This is a genomic window from Chitinophaga sp. 9-1-y, assembly GCF_059511905.2.
This window is the reverse complement of record NZ_CM197955.1, coordinates 1,736,563-1,752,722: the sequence shown is the minus strand read 5'-3', so window position 1 is coordinate 1,752,722 and position 16,160 is coordinate 1,736,563. Positions and strand designations below refer to the sequence as shown.

18 protein-coding genes are annotated in these 16,160 nt (G+C 46.3%); 7 read left to right on the top strand and 11 right to left on the bottom strand.

Annotation, left to right across the window (positions count from 1 at the left end; genetic code table 11):
• The first annotated feature begins 46 nt into the window (after positions 1-46).
• Positions 47-943: an alpha/beta fold hydrolase gene (locus tag AC5ZC7_RS06930; protein WP_496160316.1), complete on the top strand. Its 897-nt coding sequence runs from the start codon at positions 47-49 to the stop codon at positions 941-943.
• A 59-nt stretch (positions 944-1,002) separates the two neighbouring features.
• On the opposite strand, the gene AC5ZC7_RS06925 is transcribed toward AC5ZC7_RS06930, so the two are convergent.
• Positions 1,003-1,842, bottom strand: a complete 840-nt coding sequence (locus tag AC5ZC7_RS06925) for an NAD(P)H-binding protein (RefSeq protein ID WP_496160317.1) — start codon at positions 1,840-1,842, stop codon at positions 1,003-1,005.
• A 132-nt stretch (positions 1,843-1,974) separates the two neighbouring features.
• Between AC5ZC7_RS06925 and AC5ZC7_RS06920 the strand changes: the two genes are divergently transcribed.
• The 3 genes from AC5ZC7_RS06920 to AC5ZC7_RS06910 all read left to right on the top strand — a co-directional run bounded on the left by AC5ZC7_RS06920 (position 1,975) and on the right by AC5ZC7_RS06910 (position 3,836).
• On the top strand, positions 1,975-2,592 hold the full coding sequence (locus AC5ZC7_RS06920; protein WP_496160318.1) for a DNA-3-methyladenine glycosylase: 618 nt from the start codon (positions 1,975-1,977) through the stop codon (positions 2,590-2,592).
• An 87-nt stretch (positions 2,593-2,679) separates the two neighbouring features.
• Entirely contained in the window at positions 2,680-3,189 is a 510-nt protein-coding gene (locus AC5ZC7_RS06915) for a sigma-70 family RNA polymerase sigma factor (protein WP_496160319.1), read from the top strand.
• Positions 3,190-3,194: 5 nt separating this feature from the next.
• Positions 3,195-3,836: a hypothetical protein gene (locus AC5ZC7_RS06910; RefSeq protein WP_496160320.1), complete on the top strand. Its 642-nt coding sequence runs from the start codon at positions 3,195-3,197 to the stop codon at positions 3,834-3,836.
• A gap of 120 nt (positions 3,837-3,956) precedes the next feature.
• Here AC5ZC7_RS06910 and AC5ZC7_RS06905 read toward each other — a convergent pair whose 3' ends face one another.
• From AC5ZC7_RS06905 to AC5ZC7_RS06885, 5 genes are all read right to left on the bottom strand, one after another.
• The gene (locus AC5ZC7_RS06905) at positions 3,957-4,646 is read right to left on the bottom strand and encodes a hypothetical protein (protein ID WP_496160321.1); all 690 of its coding nucleotides are present in this window, start codon (positions 4,644-4,646) and stop codon (positions 3,957-3,959) included.
• A 199-nt stretch (positions 4,647-4,845) separates the two neighbouring features.
• A complete protein-coding gene (locus tag AC5ZC7_RS06900) occupies positions 4,846-5,724 on the bottom strand; it encodes a heme-binding protein (RefSeq protein ID WP_496160322.1) in 879 nt (292 codons plus the stop codon).
• Between the two features lie 36 nt (positions 5,725-5,760).
• A complete protein-coding gene (locus AC5ZC7_RS06895; RefSeq protein ID WP_496160323.1) occupies positions 5,761-6,828 on the bottom strand; it encodes a ferritin-like domain-containing protein in 1,068 nt (355 codons plus the stop codon).
• Positions 6,829-6,850: 22 nt separating this feature from the next.
• Positions 6,851-8,734, bottom strand: coding sequence for a GMC oxidoreductase (locus AC5ZC7_RS06890; RefSeq protein WP_496160324.1), 1,884 nt, complete (start codon positions 8,732-8,734; stop codon positions 6,851-6,853).
• A 43-nt stretch (positions 8,735-8,777) separates the two neighbouring features.
• Entirely contained in the window at positions 8,778-9,275 is a 498-nt protein-coding gene (locus AC5ZC7_RS06885) for a hypothetical protein (protein WP_496160325.1), read from the bottom strand.
• A gap of 545 nt (positions 9,276-9,820) precedes the next feature.
• Between AC5ZC7_RS06885 and AC5ZC7_RS06880 the strand changes: the two genes are divergently transcribed.
• From AC5ZC7_RS06880 to AC5ZC7_RS06870, 3 genes are all read left to right on the top strand, one after another.
• Positions 9,821-10,477: a GNAT family N-acetyltransferase gene (locus tag AC5ZC7_RS06880; RefSeq protein ID WP_496160326.1), complete on the top strand. Its 657-nt coding sequence runs from the start codon at positions 9,821-9,823 to the stop codon at positions 10,475-10,477.
• A 30-nt stretch (positions 10,478-10,507) separates the two neighbouring features.
• The gene (locus AC5ZC7_RS06875) at positions 10,508-10,852 is read left to right on the top strand and encodes a hypothetical protein (protein WP_496160327.1); all 345 of its coding nucleotides are present in this window, start codon (positions 10,508-10,510) and stop codon (positions 10,850-10,852) included.
• 84 nt (positions 10,853-10,936) lie between these two features.
• Complete coding sequence (locus tag AC5ZC7_RS06870) at positions 10,937-11,980, top strand: methylated-DNA--[protein]-cysteine S-methyltransferase (protein WP_496160328.1); 1,044 nt, start codon at positions 10,937-10,939, stop codon at positions 11,978-11,980.
• Between the two features lies 1 nt (position 11,981).
• On the opposite strand, the gene AC5ZC7_RS06865 is transcribed toward AC5ZC7_RS06870, so the two are convergent.
• From AC5ZC7_RS06865 to AC5ZC7_RS06845, 5 genes are all read right to left on the bottom strand, one after another.
• A complete protein-coding gene (locus AC5ZC7_RS06865) occupies positions 11,982-12,440 on the bottom strand; it encodes a DUF2147 domain-containing protein (RefSeq protein ID WP_496160329.1) in 459 nt (152 codons plus the stop codon).
• A 69-nt stretch (positions 12,441-12,509) separates the two neighbouring features.
• Positions 12,510-13,775, bottom strand: a complete 1,266-nt coding sequence (locus AC5ZC7_RS06860) for an RNA polymerase sigma factor (RefSeq protein ID WP_511911429.1) — start codon at positions 13,773-13,775, stop codon at positions 12,510-12,512.
• 7 nt (positions 13,776-13,782) lie between these two features.
• Complete coding sequence (locus AC5ZC7_RS06855; RefSeq protein ID WP_496160331.1) at positions 13,783-14,136, bottom strand: YciI family protein; 354 nt, start codon at positions 14,134-14,136, stop codon at positions 13,783-13,785.
• Positions 14,137-14,228: 92 nt separating this feature from the next.
• Entirely contained in the window at positions 14,229-14,684 is a 456-nt protein-coding gene (locus AC5ZC7_RS06850) for an SRPBCC family protein (protein ID WP_496160332.1), read from the bottom strand.
• A 233-nt stretch (positions 14,685-14,917) separates the two neighbouring features.
• Positions 14,918-16,015, bottom strand: coding sequence for an epoxide hydrolase N-terminal domain-containing protein (locus AC5ZC7_RS06845; protein WP_496160333.1), 1,098 nt, complete (start codon positions 16,013-16,015; stop codon positions 14,918-14,920).
• Positions 16,016-16,160 lie beyond the last annotated feature (145 nt).

Sequence of the window (16,160 nt, the reverse complement as noted above, 5' to 3'; positions counted from 1 at the left end):
AGCGAAGAAGCTGTCCCTTTACAGCAACAACAAAAAACTTTCCTTTATGAAACAGTTTCTTTCACGTTTATCCGGCGGTATACTGCTGATCGCCTGCTGCTTACTGGTAATGGCGCCCATGCGGGGCAATGCGGCTACCCCGTATTCATTTGCCGTTAAAAAAGAAGGACATGGCAAACCCGTTATTTTTATACATGGGCTTTATTGCTCCGGCGCCATCTGGGATGAAACCGTAGCTCATTACAAAAAAGATTATACCTGTTATGAAATTACCTTGCCGGGCTTTGCCGGACAGGCGCCTATTGCGTCCGACAATATGCTGAAATCATTTACGCAGGAGCTGGCTACCTTTATCCAGGAAAACAAGCTCGACAAGCCCGCTATTGTTGGGCATAGTATGGGAGGCTGGCTGGCACTGGAATTGGCTATCTTGTATCCTGCGCTGCCTGGTAAGCTGGTATGTGTTAGTACCGGTCCGTTTTTACCCGCCTTTATGATGGGTGCTACTGCTACAGCCGATAGCAGCCGTTCCATGGCATTGCAGATGAAAGAAAGGATGTCGTCCCTCACACCTGACCAGGTGCGCGCCGCACAAAAGTATATCGCAGGCGGTATGGTGACCGACAGCGCCAACATTAAAAAAATTATGGAGATGGCCATTAACTCCGATTCCCGTACACAGGGAGAAGTGATGTACGAATTATACACGACAGATTTAAGAGGGCAGTTGGGAGCTATTACCTGCCCCGTGCTGGCGCTGGGCGACTGGCTCGCTTATAAAAACTACGGCGCCACCCGGGAAGGTGTACTGGAAAATTACCGGCAGCAATATGAGAAGGCACCACAAACCGTTTTTGCAATCAATGATGTATCCAAACATTTCATTATGCTGGATGAACCAACGTGGTTCTATGAACAGGTAGATCCTTTTCTTTCCAAATAAGAAAAAAAGATCGTCTCATTCCATAATGAGACGATCTTTTTTTGTGACTTTTTTTTGGATTACGCATTCCACACACCAGCACCAGCAGCCGTTTCAGCATAGGCGCTAAAATCTTTCGGTGCTCTTCCCAATGCGCGTTGCACGCCATCGCTGAGATAAGTGTTACGTCCGTCCAATACTTCAGTGAATAAGTAGCTAATCAGCCAGATCATATCTTCCGACACCTGGTATTCCACCATCATGCTTTTATATTCTTCCATAGACAACTGCTGATAGACCAATGGTCTGCCGGTAGCGCGGGCCACATCTGCCACGGCTTCTGCAAAGGTCATTAAACGGGGTCCGGTGAGTTCATAAAGTTGTCCGGCATGTCCCTCCTCTGTAAATGCAGCCACCGCTACATCTGCAATATCATCTGCGTCAACAAACGGTTCTGTTACATTACCTACAGGCAGGGCCACATGACCCGCCAGGATGGGATCCAGTAAGTACCCTTCGCTAAAGTTTTGGCTAAACCAGGCCGCGCGCAGGATGGTCCAGTCGAGGCCGGCATTCATCACAACTTCTTCCGCAGCCTGTGCTTCCTTTTCTCCGCGGCCCGACAGCAATACAATATGACGGATCCCTTTTTTCACCGCTGCCTGGGTAAATGCCTGTATCGTTTCCAGGGCGCCAGGCACTGCCAGATCCGGCTGATAGCTGAGGTACACCGCATCCATTCCCTGCAAAGCCGGCTCCCAGGTGGTAGCATCTTCCCAGTCAAAAGCTGGTGAACCACTGCGTGAACCGATACGAACCGGCCAGCCTGCCGCCGTGAGTTTTGCTGCCACCCGGCTACCTGTTTTACCGGTGCCACCTAATACTAATACGTTAGACGGAATATTCTTTTTCGTTTTCATACTTATTTTCTTTTTGACAAAACTAAGCCGGCCGCATTCCGGGAAATAGAACAAAACCGACAACCACTATTTTTTTGTCTGTTAAAAAGATAGGCTGACTGTTAACCGCCAAACGATTTGTACCTTCCTTACATGAAAAGGAAAAAGATACCCGTTGCCTTTTACCGGCAGGCAGATGTACTGACCATAGCGAAGGAGTTATTGGGGAAAACCCTGGTCACCAACATAGATGGTGTTCGTACGTCCGGGGTCATCGTGGAAACAGAAGCCTATGCGGGTGTTACCGACCGGGCTTCCCACGCATGGAATGAGCGGCGTACCAGCCGTACTGCCGTGATGTATCAACCGGGCGGTGTGGCCTATGTATACCTCTGCTATGGCATACATTATCTTTTCAACGTGATTACCCATACGCAGGAGATGCCACATGCGGTACTGATCCGGGCACTGGAGCCCGCAGATGGCCTGGACATCATGAAAGCCCGTTTTGGCCAGCAACCTACGCATAACATTACAGCGGGCCCGGGTAACCTGAGCAAGGCCCTTGGCATTGATAACACCCTCACCGGTGAAAGTATGAGCGGGCCGACGGTTTGGATAGAAGACGCTCCTGTATTACCGGATGACCAGGTAGTGATATCCACCCGCGTAGGTGTTGCCTATGCCGGGGAAGATGCTTATCGCCCCTATCGTTTTAGCGTAAGGGATAATAAGTGGGTGAGTAAAGGAAAAGGGCTTATAAAAAAATAATGGACCAAGTGTGATTTTTCAGATGTTGGTGCGAATAATGAAGAAAGCAAACAATTTTTTCATCCTGGTTTCTGACAATTATCACTCATGAAGTCACCTGGCAAATCGGATAACTTTCTGGCTGTTATTCAAACGCACAAAGGCATTTTATATAAAGTTGCTCATGCTTACTGCAAGGATGCGGAAGACCGAAAAGACCTGGTACAGGAAATCATCATACAGCTGTGGAAATCGTTTGATAAATATTCAGCGGAGTACAAATACTCCACCTGGATATATCGTATCTCCTTAAACGTTGCTATTTCATTTTACCGCAGGGAGCACAGACGCAAAGCAGTTGACAATCCGCTTTCTGATGGTGTCCTGAATATGACCGATCCCCCTCTCACGGACGACATTACAGAAAATATTGGTTTTTTGCAGCAGTTCATATCGGAACTGAAGGAATTAGACAAAGCGCTGATGCTATTATATCTCGAAGAAAAAAGTCACCAGGAAATAGCTGACATCATTGGTATCTCTGTCAGCAATGTGGCTACAAAAATCAGCCGGATCAAAGCCGTTCTCAAACAAAAATTCACCCATCTCAAACCTTGATTGCAATGGAAGACGCAGACATCATTCATCTCTGGAAAGCCTATGATAAACGGCTGGAGGAATACCTGTCATTCAACAGGCAAAATGCAGCAGACATTACGCACATGAAAGTTCAATCGGCCCTGGCTTCCATGACGCCCCTAAAAATATTCGCCGTCATAGCTGGCATAGTATGGGTAATTTTGGTAGACTGTATACTGGTCCGCACTTTCCATAGCGCCAGTTTCTTTTTCCTGGTTTCGGCCGGCATACAGGTATTACTGACCAAACTGGCCATCGGTATCTATCTCTATCAGTTAATACTGATTCAACAGGTAAACATCAATGCGCCCATACTGGGTACACAGGAGAAATTGTCCCGGCTAAAGTCCTCCACGCTCTGGTGCGCCCGGATACTATTCCTGCAGCTACCTTTATGGACTACCTTTTACTGGAACCAAAGCATGCTGGATAATGGCAATGGCTGGCTATACCTCCTGCAGATAGTAGTAACGGTGGTATTCAGCTGGGCGGCCATCTGGTTGTTTGTAAATATCCGGTATGAAAACCGGGGCAAAAAATGGTTTCGCTTTATCTTCAGTGGAAAAGAATGGGATCCGGTGATCAGGGCGATGGAACTATTACAACAGGTAGCGGAATACCGATAGCGGCGTGATTATCTGGCGGCTGTGGCAAAAGTTGATGCATAAAACCATAACGATAATAGCGTTAATTACCTGCAGCCGCCAGCGACAAGATGATTACACGATTAGTGTATAAATCTGCCGTTAGTGGGTGCCACCCTCTAAACTATTGTAGTACGCAATCAGCTTTACCAGGTCGGCATCATTTTTTACATTTAGTTGTTGTTTGCTGATGTACTCCCGTAACACTGTAGTATCGCCTCCTAAGGCTTCCAATACCGCTTTTTCATTTTTCCTAATTAACACGGGTACGTTGCCTTTAGCAATAAAATAGCTGTCATAGTTTTCTATAGTACGGGTAACTGTAGCAGCATTAAATGCTTTATCATCACGGATCTTCTTTACGGTTCTTGTCAGTAGTTGTGCTTTACCGTCTGCAAGCACCTGGTAGTAAGACGCTTCATTCGCATTTTTGGCTGGCGTGAAACCATTGCGAAACAACAGCGTACTATTGTCTTTCCGGCTATTAATGGTAAAGGATTTGACCGGTTGTGTAAAGACATTCATTTCCCCCCTTTCATTTTTAAACAGCACCCTGTCTTTAACTTCATCATACTTCAGGGCTACTCCCTTATAGGATTTACCATTTACCAGTTCAACATTACCTATTGCCCAATCGTCCTGCAGATAGGGGGATCCCTGTACATCTATATAAGTCTTTTCAAACACCGGAAGGCCATCTCCACCTTTCGATAACAAAGCCGCGCCGTTCTGGGCATATAACTGATGTACCGTAACGATACATAAACATCCGATTAAAAACCAAGATTTCATGGTAAGTACTTTTACATTTTAGTATGCTAAAGTACAAAAGAGTTACCCGTATTCCATATCCGTCATCGTTATGACACCGTTTGGTAGATATACAACTTATTGGCTGCTGCCATTTCGCAGTCATCGGATTGCCCCAAACGAAAAACCCGCCTTACAGCGGGTTTCGTTTGGGGGTAACACTTATCGAAGCACAAAAGGTTTACTGTTTTACCAGTGTATTAATATTGATATGGGGCCACATAATTAATCCTGGCTCGCCGAAACGGGGCAGAAAATTAAAGTTGGTTTGCTGGGTATATTGTAACTGGAGGAAACTGGTATTAGCCATAGTTACTTCTTCTACCCAAAAAACGGTGGTAAAATTATTAGGGTCTACGTGTTGGGTGGTAAAAGGAATATTCAGTATGCTGGAGGTATCCAATGCAAAGGTAGTCACCTTTCCGATCTGTTGATTTTCCAATGCTTTCCGGAGAGTAGCATTAGGATTTTTCACATCAAAATCAGGAAATTTGGTTTGCGCCTGCAGGTATTGGTCCAGGTAGCCCAGTGGCACGTCGGGGCCTGCCAGTGGCGTAGAATCATTATCCGCGATAGGCGGCGCGCCGGTGGACACAAAAGAGTTACCCAGCACCAGCAGGGCATCTCCATGCGGGATGCTGGCCTGCCTTGCAATGGTTTGAGCGGGTGATGGTAAAGCGGCGGCGGCAGCCAGCTGCTGTGGCTCAATATGCGCCAGGTTTAACCACATGCCATTTTCCACATGCAGTACTCCACCCGTGAGGTTATCCGTTACCGTGAGGTCATATATTACTGCCCCTACCATTTGTTCTACTGCGCCACCACGATTAGGTACAGGCGCACTCACCGCGGTGAAGTTGATGGTTTCTGTATAGTTCTGTATTAGCAGCAGGAAGCCTTCGGCGCCATTGGGCACCGCTACCAGGTTCCAGCCCTGGGAACCTTTCCAGGTACCCAGTAAGGCGGCTAACGGGCCCAGTTCATCTTCAATTTCCGCATTGGTACCGGCCAGGCGGACGAAGTTCTTTAAGGGAGGGAGACTTTGAAAGGATTGCATCATAATGTTGTTTTAGGAGTGGATAAAATATACAAGGATCTATTTTACATACTCAAAACTTGGCGCCGCATATAATCCATTTCCCATGGGTACCTGCATCAACCCAATGGCCTGGTACTTCAGGTCATACATCATCATGACTGCATCTTTCATTTTCTCTTTATGTCCATTCATGGTATCGTGCAGGATGGATAACATATTGCAGTAGCTTTTATTGAACCGGTACATCAGGTCCCATTCTTCGGTGCCTTCCTTAAAATCCTTCATTTTAATGTTCTCTTTGATGTTGTACACGGCATTCCAGTCCACCGGCAGTTTAGCCCCTGTAGGGCCTGATTTAGGGGTATCTGTGATCAGGTAATAGCGTTCTTCATGAATTTCATTGAAGCGGAAATAATGGGCATATTCCACTTCTTCGCCAAACAGTAAATGATCGCTGTCTTCGATGGTACCGTCAATACCTTCTCCCTGTCCTACAATTTCGCCGATGGCTTCCAGTGCAGAAGGGAGGTCATGTACCAGTATCAGGCCGCCGCCACCGCCGTAAAACTGCTCAGGTGTTACCTGGAGGGAAGGTTTGCCAGTAAAAATATTTTCTTTGGCCGACAGGGTTTTCAGTCCATCCGCGATCGCCTCATAAAACTGGCCGATGGTGGCATAATGGTCTGCTTGGGGTGGTGCATCTTTTACTGCCGGCTTTTCTATTTTCAGGAAAGTTTCAATCGCAGATTTGGAGAACTTCTCCAGGTTTACTTTAAAAGCGTCGTCGCTATGTGGCAGGTAAGTGGGGTATTCGGGGATGAACTTCGGATGCTGAAGGTCCGGGCTGCCGCCAACGGCATTCAGCAGGTTGCAGGCCAGTACCATATGGAGCATTTCTTCCATCACCACTCCCTTTATGATCCGGGATGATACACTATTGGTGCCGTCTTTTATAGCATATAATGCAAAGAGATAAGGAGGAATGGTAGAATGTTCCAGTTCTATGGCCCATTGCAGGTGTTTACGTAAACTTTCGATCGTAGCTATTTTACCATCGGTCAGCGCTGCATCCTGTTTAGATAAAAGGCGATGACGGATACCGGATATCAGGTTATTGGCTTCCATATTCAATTGATTAGATGAGTAACTATTTAAGTACGTTCAGGATATTTTCCGCAGCGGCAAAAGACAGGGCGGCCAGGGTAAGTGTAGGATTGGAAGTACCGAGTGTACACATGTTCCCCGCACCTACCAGGAAAAGATTTTCGTGATCCCAGGCCTGCTGTTTGGCGTTTACCACAGAGTTTTGGGGAGAGTCGCCCATTCTATGCGTCCCCACTACGTGACCTGCACCGCGGAACACATACCCTTGTTTATCGAAGGTGACATAGTCCGGTTCGGTGGAGGGATAGCTGGTATAATCTGCTACACCCATGCCTGCAAAAAGCTGATCAGATACACTTTTGGCTGCTTTAAAAGATTTCAGCGTGTATTCGTCAACATTATACTCTATAACAGGGCGATAGTTACCGAGGTTATCGAGGTAATCTTTACTGATGGTAACGCGGTTCTTTTTATCCGGCAGCTGTTCACATTCAAAATGCAGGAGTAATTGCCGGGAAAGCAAGTCGCCGATATAATCTCTCAACTCTTTACCAAACAAATTCAGTGTATAGATGGCTTTGTCCAGGTCTGTATCTGGGGATCCGGTAGGCCAGCCCCAGCCCCAGTTATCCACCGGGGATATCCAGGCCGCAAAATCTTTTCTGAAGTCTCCGTCGCGGAAAGTAGGGATGTTGGTAGTAGATCCCGGGCCACGGAAAGGATATACTTTTTCTTTCATCAGGCCCCAGGTGAGCAGCACGGTATGGTCCATGAGGTTGCAACCTACTTCACCGCTGGAGGTGCAGGCGCCGGATGCCAGCAGTATTTTGGCATTTTCAATCGCATTGGCTGCCAGCACAAATATTTTTCCGCGGGCGCGCTTTTCTGCTGCTTTTTTAGAGTTGGGATCGGTATACTGTTTATATACCACGCTGCTGACTTTCCCGGAAGTTTTGTCGATTTCAATCTGCGTTACTACCGCCTGGCTCACCAGGGTGATATTTTCCCGTTTGGAACTTTTGAGTGTTTTAAGCGCGTTGTATTTTGCCTGCACAGGGCAAATAGGTACGCAACTGGTATTTCCTTCGCAACGCTGCCCGGTATAAGGATCCCAGATAGCACCAACGGGGGTGTATACATCGGTATCCTTTTCGAAATGTTTTAGTTCCAGCTTATTTTTAGCAGGATTCCAAACCGTACCGGCATATGGGTATTTTGTGTTGGGCGTGGAGTTTCTGCCTTGCGGTGTGCTGGTACACCAGGGAGTATAGGTTTCTCCATCCAGGGTTACCTTTATGCCCTCCATATCTGCTATAAAGTGTTTATCGATATAACTCTGCGGAATTTTATACATGGGGAATACATATTCCTTGCCGAAGAAATTGTTGCCCATATTGGGATACCGTTGTTCTTCCACATCGCTGGAAACGCCTATTTCATGTTCAGCCATTTCGTAAAATGGTTTGAGGTATTCATAGTCGATGGGCCAGTCTACTCCTTTCTTGTATTTCTTGTACATTTTAAAATCGTTGGGGAGCATGCGCAAACAGGTGCCCAGCCAATGCAGGGTGGTTCCGCCCGGGGAGCGGGTATAGTCGCTGGCAAAGGGTAACGGGCCTTTCTGTACAAAATAGCCGTTGGTATCCGGATGCCCTTTGGTTACTTGTGTAATATCAAGTACGTTGGGCGATTCTGCATCTTTTACATCCGGGTAAGGCGCGTTGGGTACTTTGGCCAGGGCGGTATAATAAGATTCCAGGTAGCGTTGATAATTCTCATAGGCGCCGTTGGTATCAAAGGCCATACCGGCTTCCAGTCCGGCTTCCAGTACCAATACTTTTTTGCCGGCGTGCGTCAGCATTTTGGCAACAATGGCACCGGCAATACCGCTGCCTACAATTACTACATCGTATTCTATGTTTTCCATTTACGCAGGAGTTTTATAGGATTCACATTTTCGTATATACTTATTAGTTAGTTTTCACTTTAGCGGTAGGAGAAAGTGGCGGGATACTCCAGGAGCCAAAACCGGGTTGTTTGGCGCCTTCCGCATGACTGCCCATGGCCTTCCATGTCAGGCCTTCTTTATAGGCATTAGCAGAGATAAAGTGTTCCTCGTTATGCTTTATATCTTTGCCATAAGCGGCTACCCATTCCTTTGACAGGGGTAACCAGGATCCCCAGTACCATAGCTGGATGACGTTGCGGGTAACAGGTCCGTACTTCAGGCTGGCTAACAGTTGTTGCCTGATGGCTTTGTTGAGTGCAGGCTCATTACTGCCGGCGTCTTTAAGCAGGTCCGCTGCTACGGACAACCAATCTTTCGTGATGGTGGTACCCAGGATATCATGCAGGGCTTTGAGATAGTCGGCACACATGCCGGTAGTTTGTAATTCCACTTTTGAATAGCCGGTCAACGGCACGGAGATGGCCGTAAAAATGTCCAGTTCATTAAGCTTTGTTTCCATAAAATAGGTTTTAATATAAATGGGAAGGGAAGCGCATATAAGAAAATGTTTTACCAGCATGCTTTCAACAGGTAGCTCACCTGTTATGCAAACTGACATAACAATCCTGCACAGTATTTATGTACCGTGTATCAGCAACAAAACAATGTTCATCAGTTGCTGCTAAGCATCTGTCATTTCATTATTTGTATGCGAATATTTAGATAAATATCTACTGCATAAGTACGCAGTATTGTTCCGGGGAAAACCGTTCTTACAGAAGTCGGGTATTTCTTTTCTAACGTGACTAAACATGCTGTGGTCGTATATTTTGAGGGTATCACACGTATTTCAGGGTATATTATAAATAGGGAAACCGGCTCCTCCGATCAGTCAATTGGATGTTTGATTTGCTATTTTGAGTTGTCTGAAATTTCGAAAGCAGGTTTGTAATTGTATTGTATAAATGTAAAATAATTTTAGCAAAAAAACGAAATTGATTTCCAGTAAATTAGTTCCTGATTTCCAACACAAACTTTACCTTTATAGGATATACACCATATACCATGCATGACCAACTTTACTACGCTGATCCGCAAATTGTAGCCGTATGGGCAAAAGGATGGGCACACGCCCGGGAAGTGACGCCTCCGGTTGCTGACAGCGGCGCATATCGCATTGAAGTAGGACTCCCCGATCACGTAAGGCGTTATATCTTTGATGCACCTTCACCGGCTGTCCGCCAACTGGCCGACAGGATTACGGAGCCCTATGTTTTCATCAAAGTATGCGCACCACCGGAAGTAGTGCGTCCCCTGCTGCCGCCGAACTGGGTGTTACAATCGCCCGCTTATATGATGACCGCCCTGGAAGGCATGACGCCGGTAAACATGGAACTGCCGGAGGGTTATACCTTGAAGATCACGGAAAACCCCGACGTATCAATTGCACAAATTTTTGCTGCCAACGGAGAAGAAGCTGCCATTGGGCGTATTGGCTTTATGGAAGATTTTGGTATATACGACCGCATCGTCACCAATGAAAACCACCGTCGCCGCAAACTGGGTACAATCATTATGAAAGCACTGGAGTCGGTCGGGAATGCCCGTGGCATTAAAAAATGCCTGCTGGTGGCCACCGATGATGGCAAAGCCTTGTATGAAACCCTGGGCTGGAAACTGCATTCACTCTATTGCACCGCTGAAATTCCCGCATCTTCCTGATCATAATATTAAACATCAAACTCCTATCCTATGTCTTTATCATTGCCTGTTAAAAACAGTTTGACACTTGTTGTCATTACTATTGGCGTCTTATTGTTCTTTACCTATTCCTGGACCGCCTTCGCCACTATCACCAACCGAAGCGGTTTGAACGGCAGTCTTTACCTCTACTACCAGGTGAATCAACTGTTCTTTTTCTGGTATAATGTACTGGTAGCCATTATTACCGGTTGTATGACGGTCTTTCTGCTCATGGGACTTCAGCGAAAACAACAACGGCTCATAAAAAAGGGCTACCTGGTTTTTCTCCTGTTGGTAGTGATATTAGCCGCAGGTGAAATATATTTACATAACAGCTTTGCCGGAAAGGGCTAGATAATAGCGGGAGAAAAAATACTTGTTCATTTTCCGGTTGTTGTCCGGCAGTAACCTACGTACTTTTGAAAAAAAAGAATAGACATGCTGACACACGAGATCATGTACCAGGCACTTGTTGAGAAAGATGTGTCTTACGAAGGAACGTTTATTGCCGGGGTAAAAACCACGGGTATATTTTGCCGCCCTACCTGCACCGCCCGTAAACCCAAACCGGAAAATGTAGAGTTTTTTCATACCGCTAAGGAAGCCATCTTAAAAGGATACCGCCCCTGCAAGGTGTGCAATCCCCTGGAGAAACTGAACGAAACGCCCCCACCCATAAAGGAGTTACTGGATGCATTACATGCAGATCCGTCCCGTAAATTTAAAGATGCCGACCTGCTGCAAAGAGGGATAGAGCCGATTACCATCCGGAGATGGTTCCTAAAAAATCATGGCGTTACCTTCCAGGCTTATCAAAGGATGTTCCGCATCAATGCGGCCTTCAAAAAAATACAACAGGGCGAACCTGTTACTGCCGTAGCTTTTGATGCGGGTTATGAATCGCTGAGCGGCTTTGGAGACTCGTTTAAATCGGTGTTTGGTGTATCCCCGGTAAATAGTAAAAACAAGCAGGTAATTAACATCACCCGGCTGGAAACTCCTTTGGGGACGATGTTTGCCTGTGCGGTGGAACAAGGGATCTGTTTACTGGAATTTACGGATCGAAAAATGCTGGAAACGGAACTCACGTCGCTGGCAAAGCTGTTAAATGCCAACATCATCCAGGGGGCGAACCCGCATTTTGATACGCTCCAACAACAACTGGAGGAATACTTTGCGGGCAGCCGGAAAACGTTTACTGTGCCGCTATACTCTCCCGGAACACCCTTCCAGCAAACCATCTGGGAAGTATTACAAACGGTGGCTTATGGCACTACCAGTTCCTACAAACAACAGGCGATCGCCGTAAATCGTCCGGAAGCGGTGCGTGCAGTAGCAAATGCCAATGGCATGAACCGGATCTCCATCCTGGTACCTTGTCACCGCGTGATTGCGGAAGACGGCCAACTGGCCGGCTATGGTGGTGGCATCTGGAGAAAGAAATGGTTGCTGGATCATGAAAGAGCAAATGTGCATTCCTGAGTTATTTTACCCGGTCCCAGTAGATGGTTTTCCCAAACAGTGAAATCCCCACATAGCCCCTGATTTCGAGGCGACCACTTCTCACCTTCATCGTAGCGCGGTAGGATCTACCGCTGGTGGCATCATAAATTTCACCGCCTTCCCATTGCCCGTTGCGGTATTGAAAACCCGTTAACATGATCATGTTCGGCCATTCACGGCTTCTTAAGGCAGGATTGGGATTCTTCGTATCTTTACGTGGATTCCCTTTTTCATCCAACATATAGATGCCCCATAATAATTTTCCCAGGTACACATTTCCTGACTGATAAATTTCAATTTTCCCGGTTTTATCCTCATTCATCCAGGTGCCTAATACACTGTGGGCCGGGTTATCCTGGGCATTTATTTTTAGTAGAAAGAAAAAAAGACAGCAAAAAAACAGGGTTATTCTTTTCGCTACCAGGTGATATTTTTCCATTGGCGTATGCGTATTGTGCTGTTAAGTTAAGCGTTCAACAGCTAATATGCTACAAGGCCGTTTTTTAATTTAAGTAAGCGCCGCAATTTTCTGCTGTATAGTACGTTTATCCGTTCCCGTTTTGGCCAGTATCAATGCATGTTGGAGATGCTGTAAGGCCCTGGCGTTATCTATCTCGCTATACAATTCTCCCAGCAATACATAGTAGTAATGGTTACCCGGCAATTGCAGTTTTTCTGCTTCCACAATAGCTGCTGCCTTCCCTTTTACTTTCGACAAGGCATAAGTTCTGTTAAGTGCCGCCATAGGTGAATATACCAGCTGCAGCAGGCGATTGTACAGTTGCAGGATGTGCTCCCATTTTTCGGGGGTATCTGTTTTCTGTGTATTCCAATAGGCGATGGTAGCTTCTATATGGTACCGCGACATCTCCCTGCCTTGCGAAGCAGCATGTAAAAAATAAGCACCGCGGCCAATCAGTTCTTCGTTCCAGCGGGTTTCATCCTGGTCCTGGTACAATACGATTTCCCCATTTTCATTTCTACGCGCTTCAAAACGGGAGGCATGAAAGCACATGAGGGAAAACAGGGCATTGACACGGGGTTGATTGGTTTGTTGATTTTCAATCAGCAGGTAAGTGAGGCGCATGGCTTCCAGGCAAAGGTCTTCTCTTAAAACGGCATCCTGGCTTTCCGAATAATAACCTTCGTTGAATAACAGGTAGAGGGTAGTCAACACGGTATCCAGCCGGTCCTGGATTTCGGCATTCCCCGGAAATACGATGTCTACCTTTTCTGTTCTTAATTTTTCTTTGGCGCGGAACAGCCGCTTGTTGATAACGTCTTTGCTGGTTAAGAAAGCGTTGGCAATTTCTTCGATACCGAAGCCACAAAGGATACGGAGTGCCAGCCCTATTTGTGCATCCATGGGAATGGCGGGATGACAAATTGCAAACAGCATTTGTAACTGGCTGTCGGCGATATTTTCTTCAGACAGGTTGATCTCCATATTCACTGCTTCCGGAGATTCCGCCTTTATTTTGGCGATTATTTTCTCCGCGAAAAGCTGGTTACGTTGGTAATAATTTTTGGCTTTATTTTTTGCCACAAGGTATAGCCAGGCGGTGGGATTCTCCGGGATACCTTTATAGGGCCACGTTTCCAGTGCAGATAAAAACGTTTCGCTGGCCAGGTCTTCTGCAATTTCCATATGTTCCATACCAAACACTTTACAGAGTACGGCTGTAATTTTCCGGAACTCTGTCCGGAACAGGTGTGGTATCAGATCGGGTTGCATCATACGAACAAAAGCTCCGCCGTGGCGGGGCGGAGCCATTTACTTTTTAATGAACACCATCACCTTTGGCAATTTTACGCACTTCCACGGTGTTGCCTTCTCCTTGCAAAACGGGGCAGCCTTTGGCAAACTCAACAGCTTCTTCGATAGAATTACCTTTTACCGTGATGTAGCCGCCAATGGTTTCCTTTATTTCACCGAAAGGACCATTTGTTACCATCTTGTTGGCATGTACCACTTTGGCGTCCTCAAAAAATAATCCGTTGCCGACAACAAATTTGTTCTGGGCGGCGATACCGCCAATCCAGTCCATGGTTTGCTTCATCCATACCTGTATCTGTTCGGGAGAAGCTACCTTTTTGCCGTCCTGGTGTCTGAAAATTAACATAAACTCGTCCATCTTGTAAGTTTTTAGTGTGCCTGAATAATTGATACTATACCCTTATAACAAATGGAATTCCAGCAATGTGACAGCGGATATAAATTTTTTTTTCAGATAGCGGGCTGATACTCTATATGGTATTTGAGATCTGCCAGCCGTTGTTTTACATTTTTTTCGAGATGGCGCTTAATAAATTTGTCCAGTAAGGTAAAGGGAAAGCGGACAGCGAAAGAGTACAAAAATATGACTTCGGTAGTATGGTGATCAATGGGTTTGAAGGTCCAGGACCCCAGAAATGATTTAAACATATAAGGACCTTTGGTCATCCTCACGGCGGTTACTTTGGGGGGGTTAAAGGTAACATATTCCGTTACCATACCAATGCCGTTTTGCGCCACACAATAGGCTCTAACACCTTTACCGGCGGAGCTGGCGCCATTCATCAGGTCGGCCTTCTTCAGGAAAGTATCCCATTGAAGGCGCTTGCCATAATCCTGCGTATAGTCGAAAACATTTGCAGCATTGGCATTAATCTGGATAGCTGCAGTAAACTTGATTACTTGCATAACGGGCAATATAATTTTTTCGTGCTCAGGGTGATTTTGTTGGATAGCCTGCGCTAATTCTGCGCTGATACAAACGGCCTTATTGGTTGATCATCTTTAAAAGTACTAAAAGAATTACGAATTAAAAATTACGAATTACGGATTGGCAGGGAGATGTACACGATGCTACCAGTCGTGTTTACTATCTCCTTACCAATCCGTAATTCGTAATTTTTAATTCGTAATTCCTTTGTTTAACCTAGCAATGCGCCGAATGCGTGAATCTCGTGTGCATATAATTCAGGCACTTCCAGTGCAGCAAAACGTCCTCCCTGTGGCAGTTTATTAAAACTTTTCAGGTTTACCCGGCGGGCAGCCCATTCTTCCGGGGTATCGCTATCTGCCGGAAAAATAGATACCGCTGTAGGTACTTCCGTTCTGGGTACTGGTTTGGGGCCTTGTGGGCCAAAATTAGCGCGGGCATCTTCTGCGTATCTTCTGATGGAGCTGTTGATGGTATTGGATACCCAGTAGATCATGATGTTGGTGAGTAATTCATCTTTTGTAAAGCTGTTGGCGATATCGCCTTTGGTATCACTCCAGGCGTAGAATTTTTCCAGTATCCAGGAAGCGAGTCCTACTGGCGAGTCATTTAATCCATAGCCTAACGTTTGTGGCTTGGTAGACTGTATCATATTAAACGCGCCTTCCATAAACCACCAGCCCTGGATAAACTGACCGAACTGCTGTTCTGCCGGCGACATGGTGGACCAGTCTTCTGTTCCGTTCGGGTAGCCGGTATCCGTTAGGTGGATGGCTTTTACCTGTGCAGGATAATTTTGCGCCAGTGCGGTGGTGATGGCGAAGTCGCCGGCGGCGAGGAAGCTGGAATAGCCCAGTACTTCCGTTGCCAGCTTCGCCCAGAGATGGGCAGATTTTTCGGAGCTAACGGCCACGTGACCGGAAAAACCATGGCCAGGAACAGAAGGAATGATCAGGTCAAATGCGTCGGTGAGCAGTGGAATGACTTTATAAAAACGGAAAAAGGAATCGGGCCATTCGTGGGTGAGCAGCAGGGGTTTGTTGTTGCTGCCTTTTCCTTTTATATAGACAAAATGGATGTCGATGCCATCAATAGTGGTCATAAACTGCGGGAAGCTGTTGAGCAGGGCTTCCTGTTTGCGCCAGTCGAACTGATGCTGCCAATACTGCGTGAGCTCCCGCAGGTATTGTGGATTGGTGCCGTAGCTCCAGCCGGCATTTTCGGGTTCATCTGTCCAGCGGGTTTGTTGGAGTCTTACAGACAGATCGTTCAGTGTTTCTTGTGCTACATGGATGCTAAATGGTTTCATATGAAGTTGTTTAAAGTTTTTGTTTTTGATGATGATACAAAGCTAGTGGTGCTATGTGACAACAGTTTGTCAGTTGCAAACAGGCACCTTAAAATAATTTTTTTTTTGAGGCAAAAAAGGGACCGGTACCAACGGGCATCATTTG

What these genes read in the sequence shown, in the direction of transcription:
- AC5ZC7_RS06865 (WP_496160329.1), bottom strand. Translation starts at nt 12,440, where the DNA reads ATGGAAAAATATCACCTGGTAGCGAAAAGAATAACCCTGTTTTTTTGC.
- AC5ZC7_RS06845 (WP_496160333.1), bottom strand. Translation starts at nt 16,015, where the DNA reads ATGAAACCATTTAGCATCCATGTAGCACAAGAAACACTGAACGATCTG.
- AC5ZC7_RS06870 (WP_496160328.1), top strand. Translation starts at nt 10,937, where the DNA reads ATGCTGACACACGAGATCATGTACCAGGCACTTGTTGAGAAAGATGTG.
- AC5ZC7_RS06890 (WP_496160324.1), bottom strand. Translation starts at nt 8,734, where the DNA reads ATGGAAAACATAGAATACGATGTAGTAATTGTAGGCAGCGGTATTGCC.
- AC5ZC7_RS06875 (WP_496160327.1), top strand. Translation starts at nt 10,508, where the DNA reads ATGTCTTTATCATTGCCTGTTAAAAACAGTTTGACACTTGTTGTCATT.
- AC5ZC7_RS06920 (WP_496160318.1), top strand. Translation starts at nt 1,975, where the DNA reads ATGAAAAGGAAAAAGATACCCGTTGCCTTTTACCGGCAGGCAGATGTA.
- AC5ZC7_RS06895 (WP_496160323.1), bottom strand. Translation starts at nt 6,828, where the DNA reads ATGGAAGCCAATAACCTGATATCCGGTATCCGTCATCGCCTTTTATCT.
- AC5ZC7_RS06930 (WP_496160316.1), top strand. Translation starts at nt 47, where the DNA reads ATGAAACAGTTTCTTTCACGTTTATCCGGCGGTATACTGCTGATCGCC.
- AC5ZC7_RS06850 (WP_496160332.1), bottom strand. Translation starts at nt 14,684, where the DNA reads ATGCAAGTAATCAAGTTTACTGCAGCTATCCAGATTAATGCCAATGCT.
- AC5ZC7_RS06925 (WP_496160317.1), bottom strand. Translation starts at nt 1,842, where the DNA reads ATGAAAACGAAAAAGAATATTCCGTCTAACGTATTAGTATTAGGTGGC.
- AC5ZC7_RS06885 (WP_496160325.1), bottom strand. Translation starts at nt 9,275, where the DNA reads ATGGAAACAAAGCTTAATGAACTGGACATTTTTACGGCCATCTCCGTG.
- AC5ZC7_RS06880 (WP_496160326.1), top strand. Translation starts at nt 9,821, where the DNA reads ATGCATGACCAACTTTACTACGCTGATCCGCAAATTGTAGCCGTATGG.
- AC5ZC7_RS06915 (WP_496160319.1), top strand. Translation starts at nt 2,680, where the DNA reads ATGAAGTCACCTGGCAAATCGGATAACTTTCTGGCTGTTATTCAAACG.
- AC5ZC7_RS06900 (WP_496160322.1), bottom strand. Translation starts at nt 5,724, where the DNA reads ATGATGCAATCCTTTCAAAGTCTCCCTCCCTTAAAGAACTTCGTCCGC.
- AC5ZC7_RS06910 (WP_496160320.1), top strand. Translation starts at nt 3,195, where the DNA reads ATGGAAGACGCAGACATCATTCATCTCTGGAAAGCCTATGATAAACGG.
- AC5ZC7_RS06905 (WP_496160321.1), bottom strand. Translation starts at nt 4,646, where the DNA reads ATGAAATCTTGGTTTTTAATCGGATGTTTATGTATCGTTACGGTACAT.
- AC5ZC7_RS06860 (WP_511911429.1), bottom strand. Translation starts at nt 13,775, where the DNA reads ATGGCTCCGCCCCGCCACGGCGGAGCTTTTGTTCGTATGATGCAACCC.
- AC5ZC7_RS06855 (WP_496160331.1), bottom strand. Translation starts at nt 14,136, where the DNA reads ATGGACGAGTTTATGTTAATTTTCAGACACCAGGACGGCAAAAAGGTA.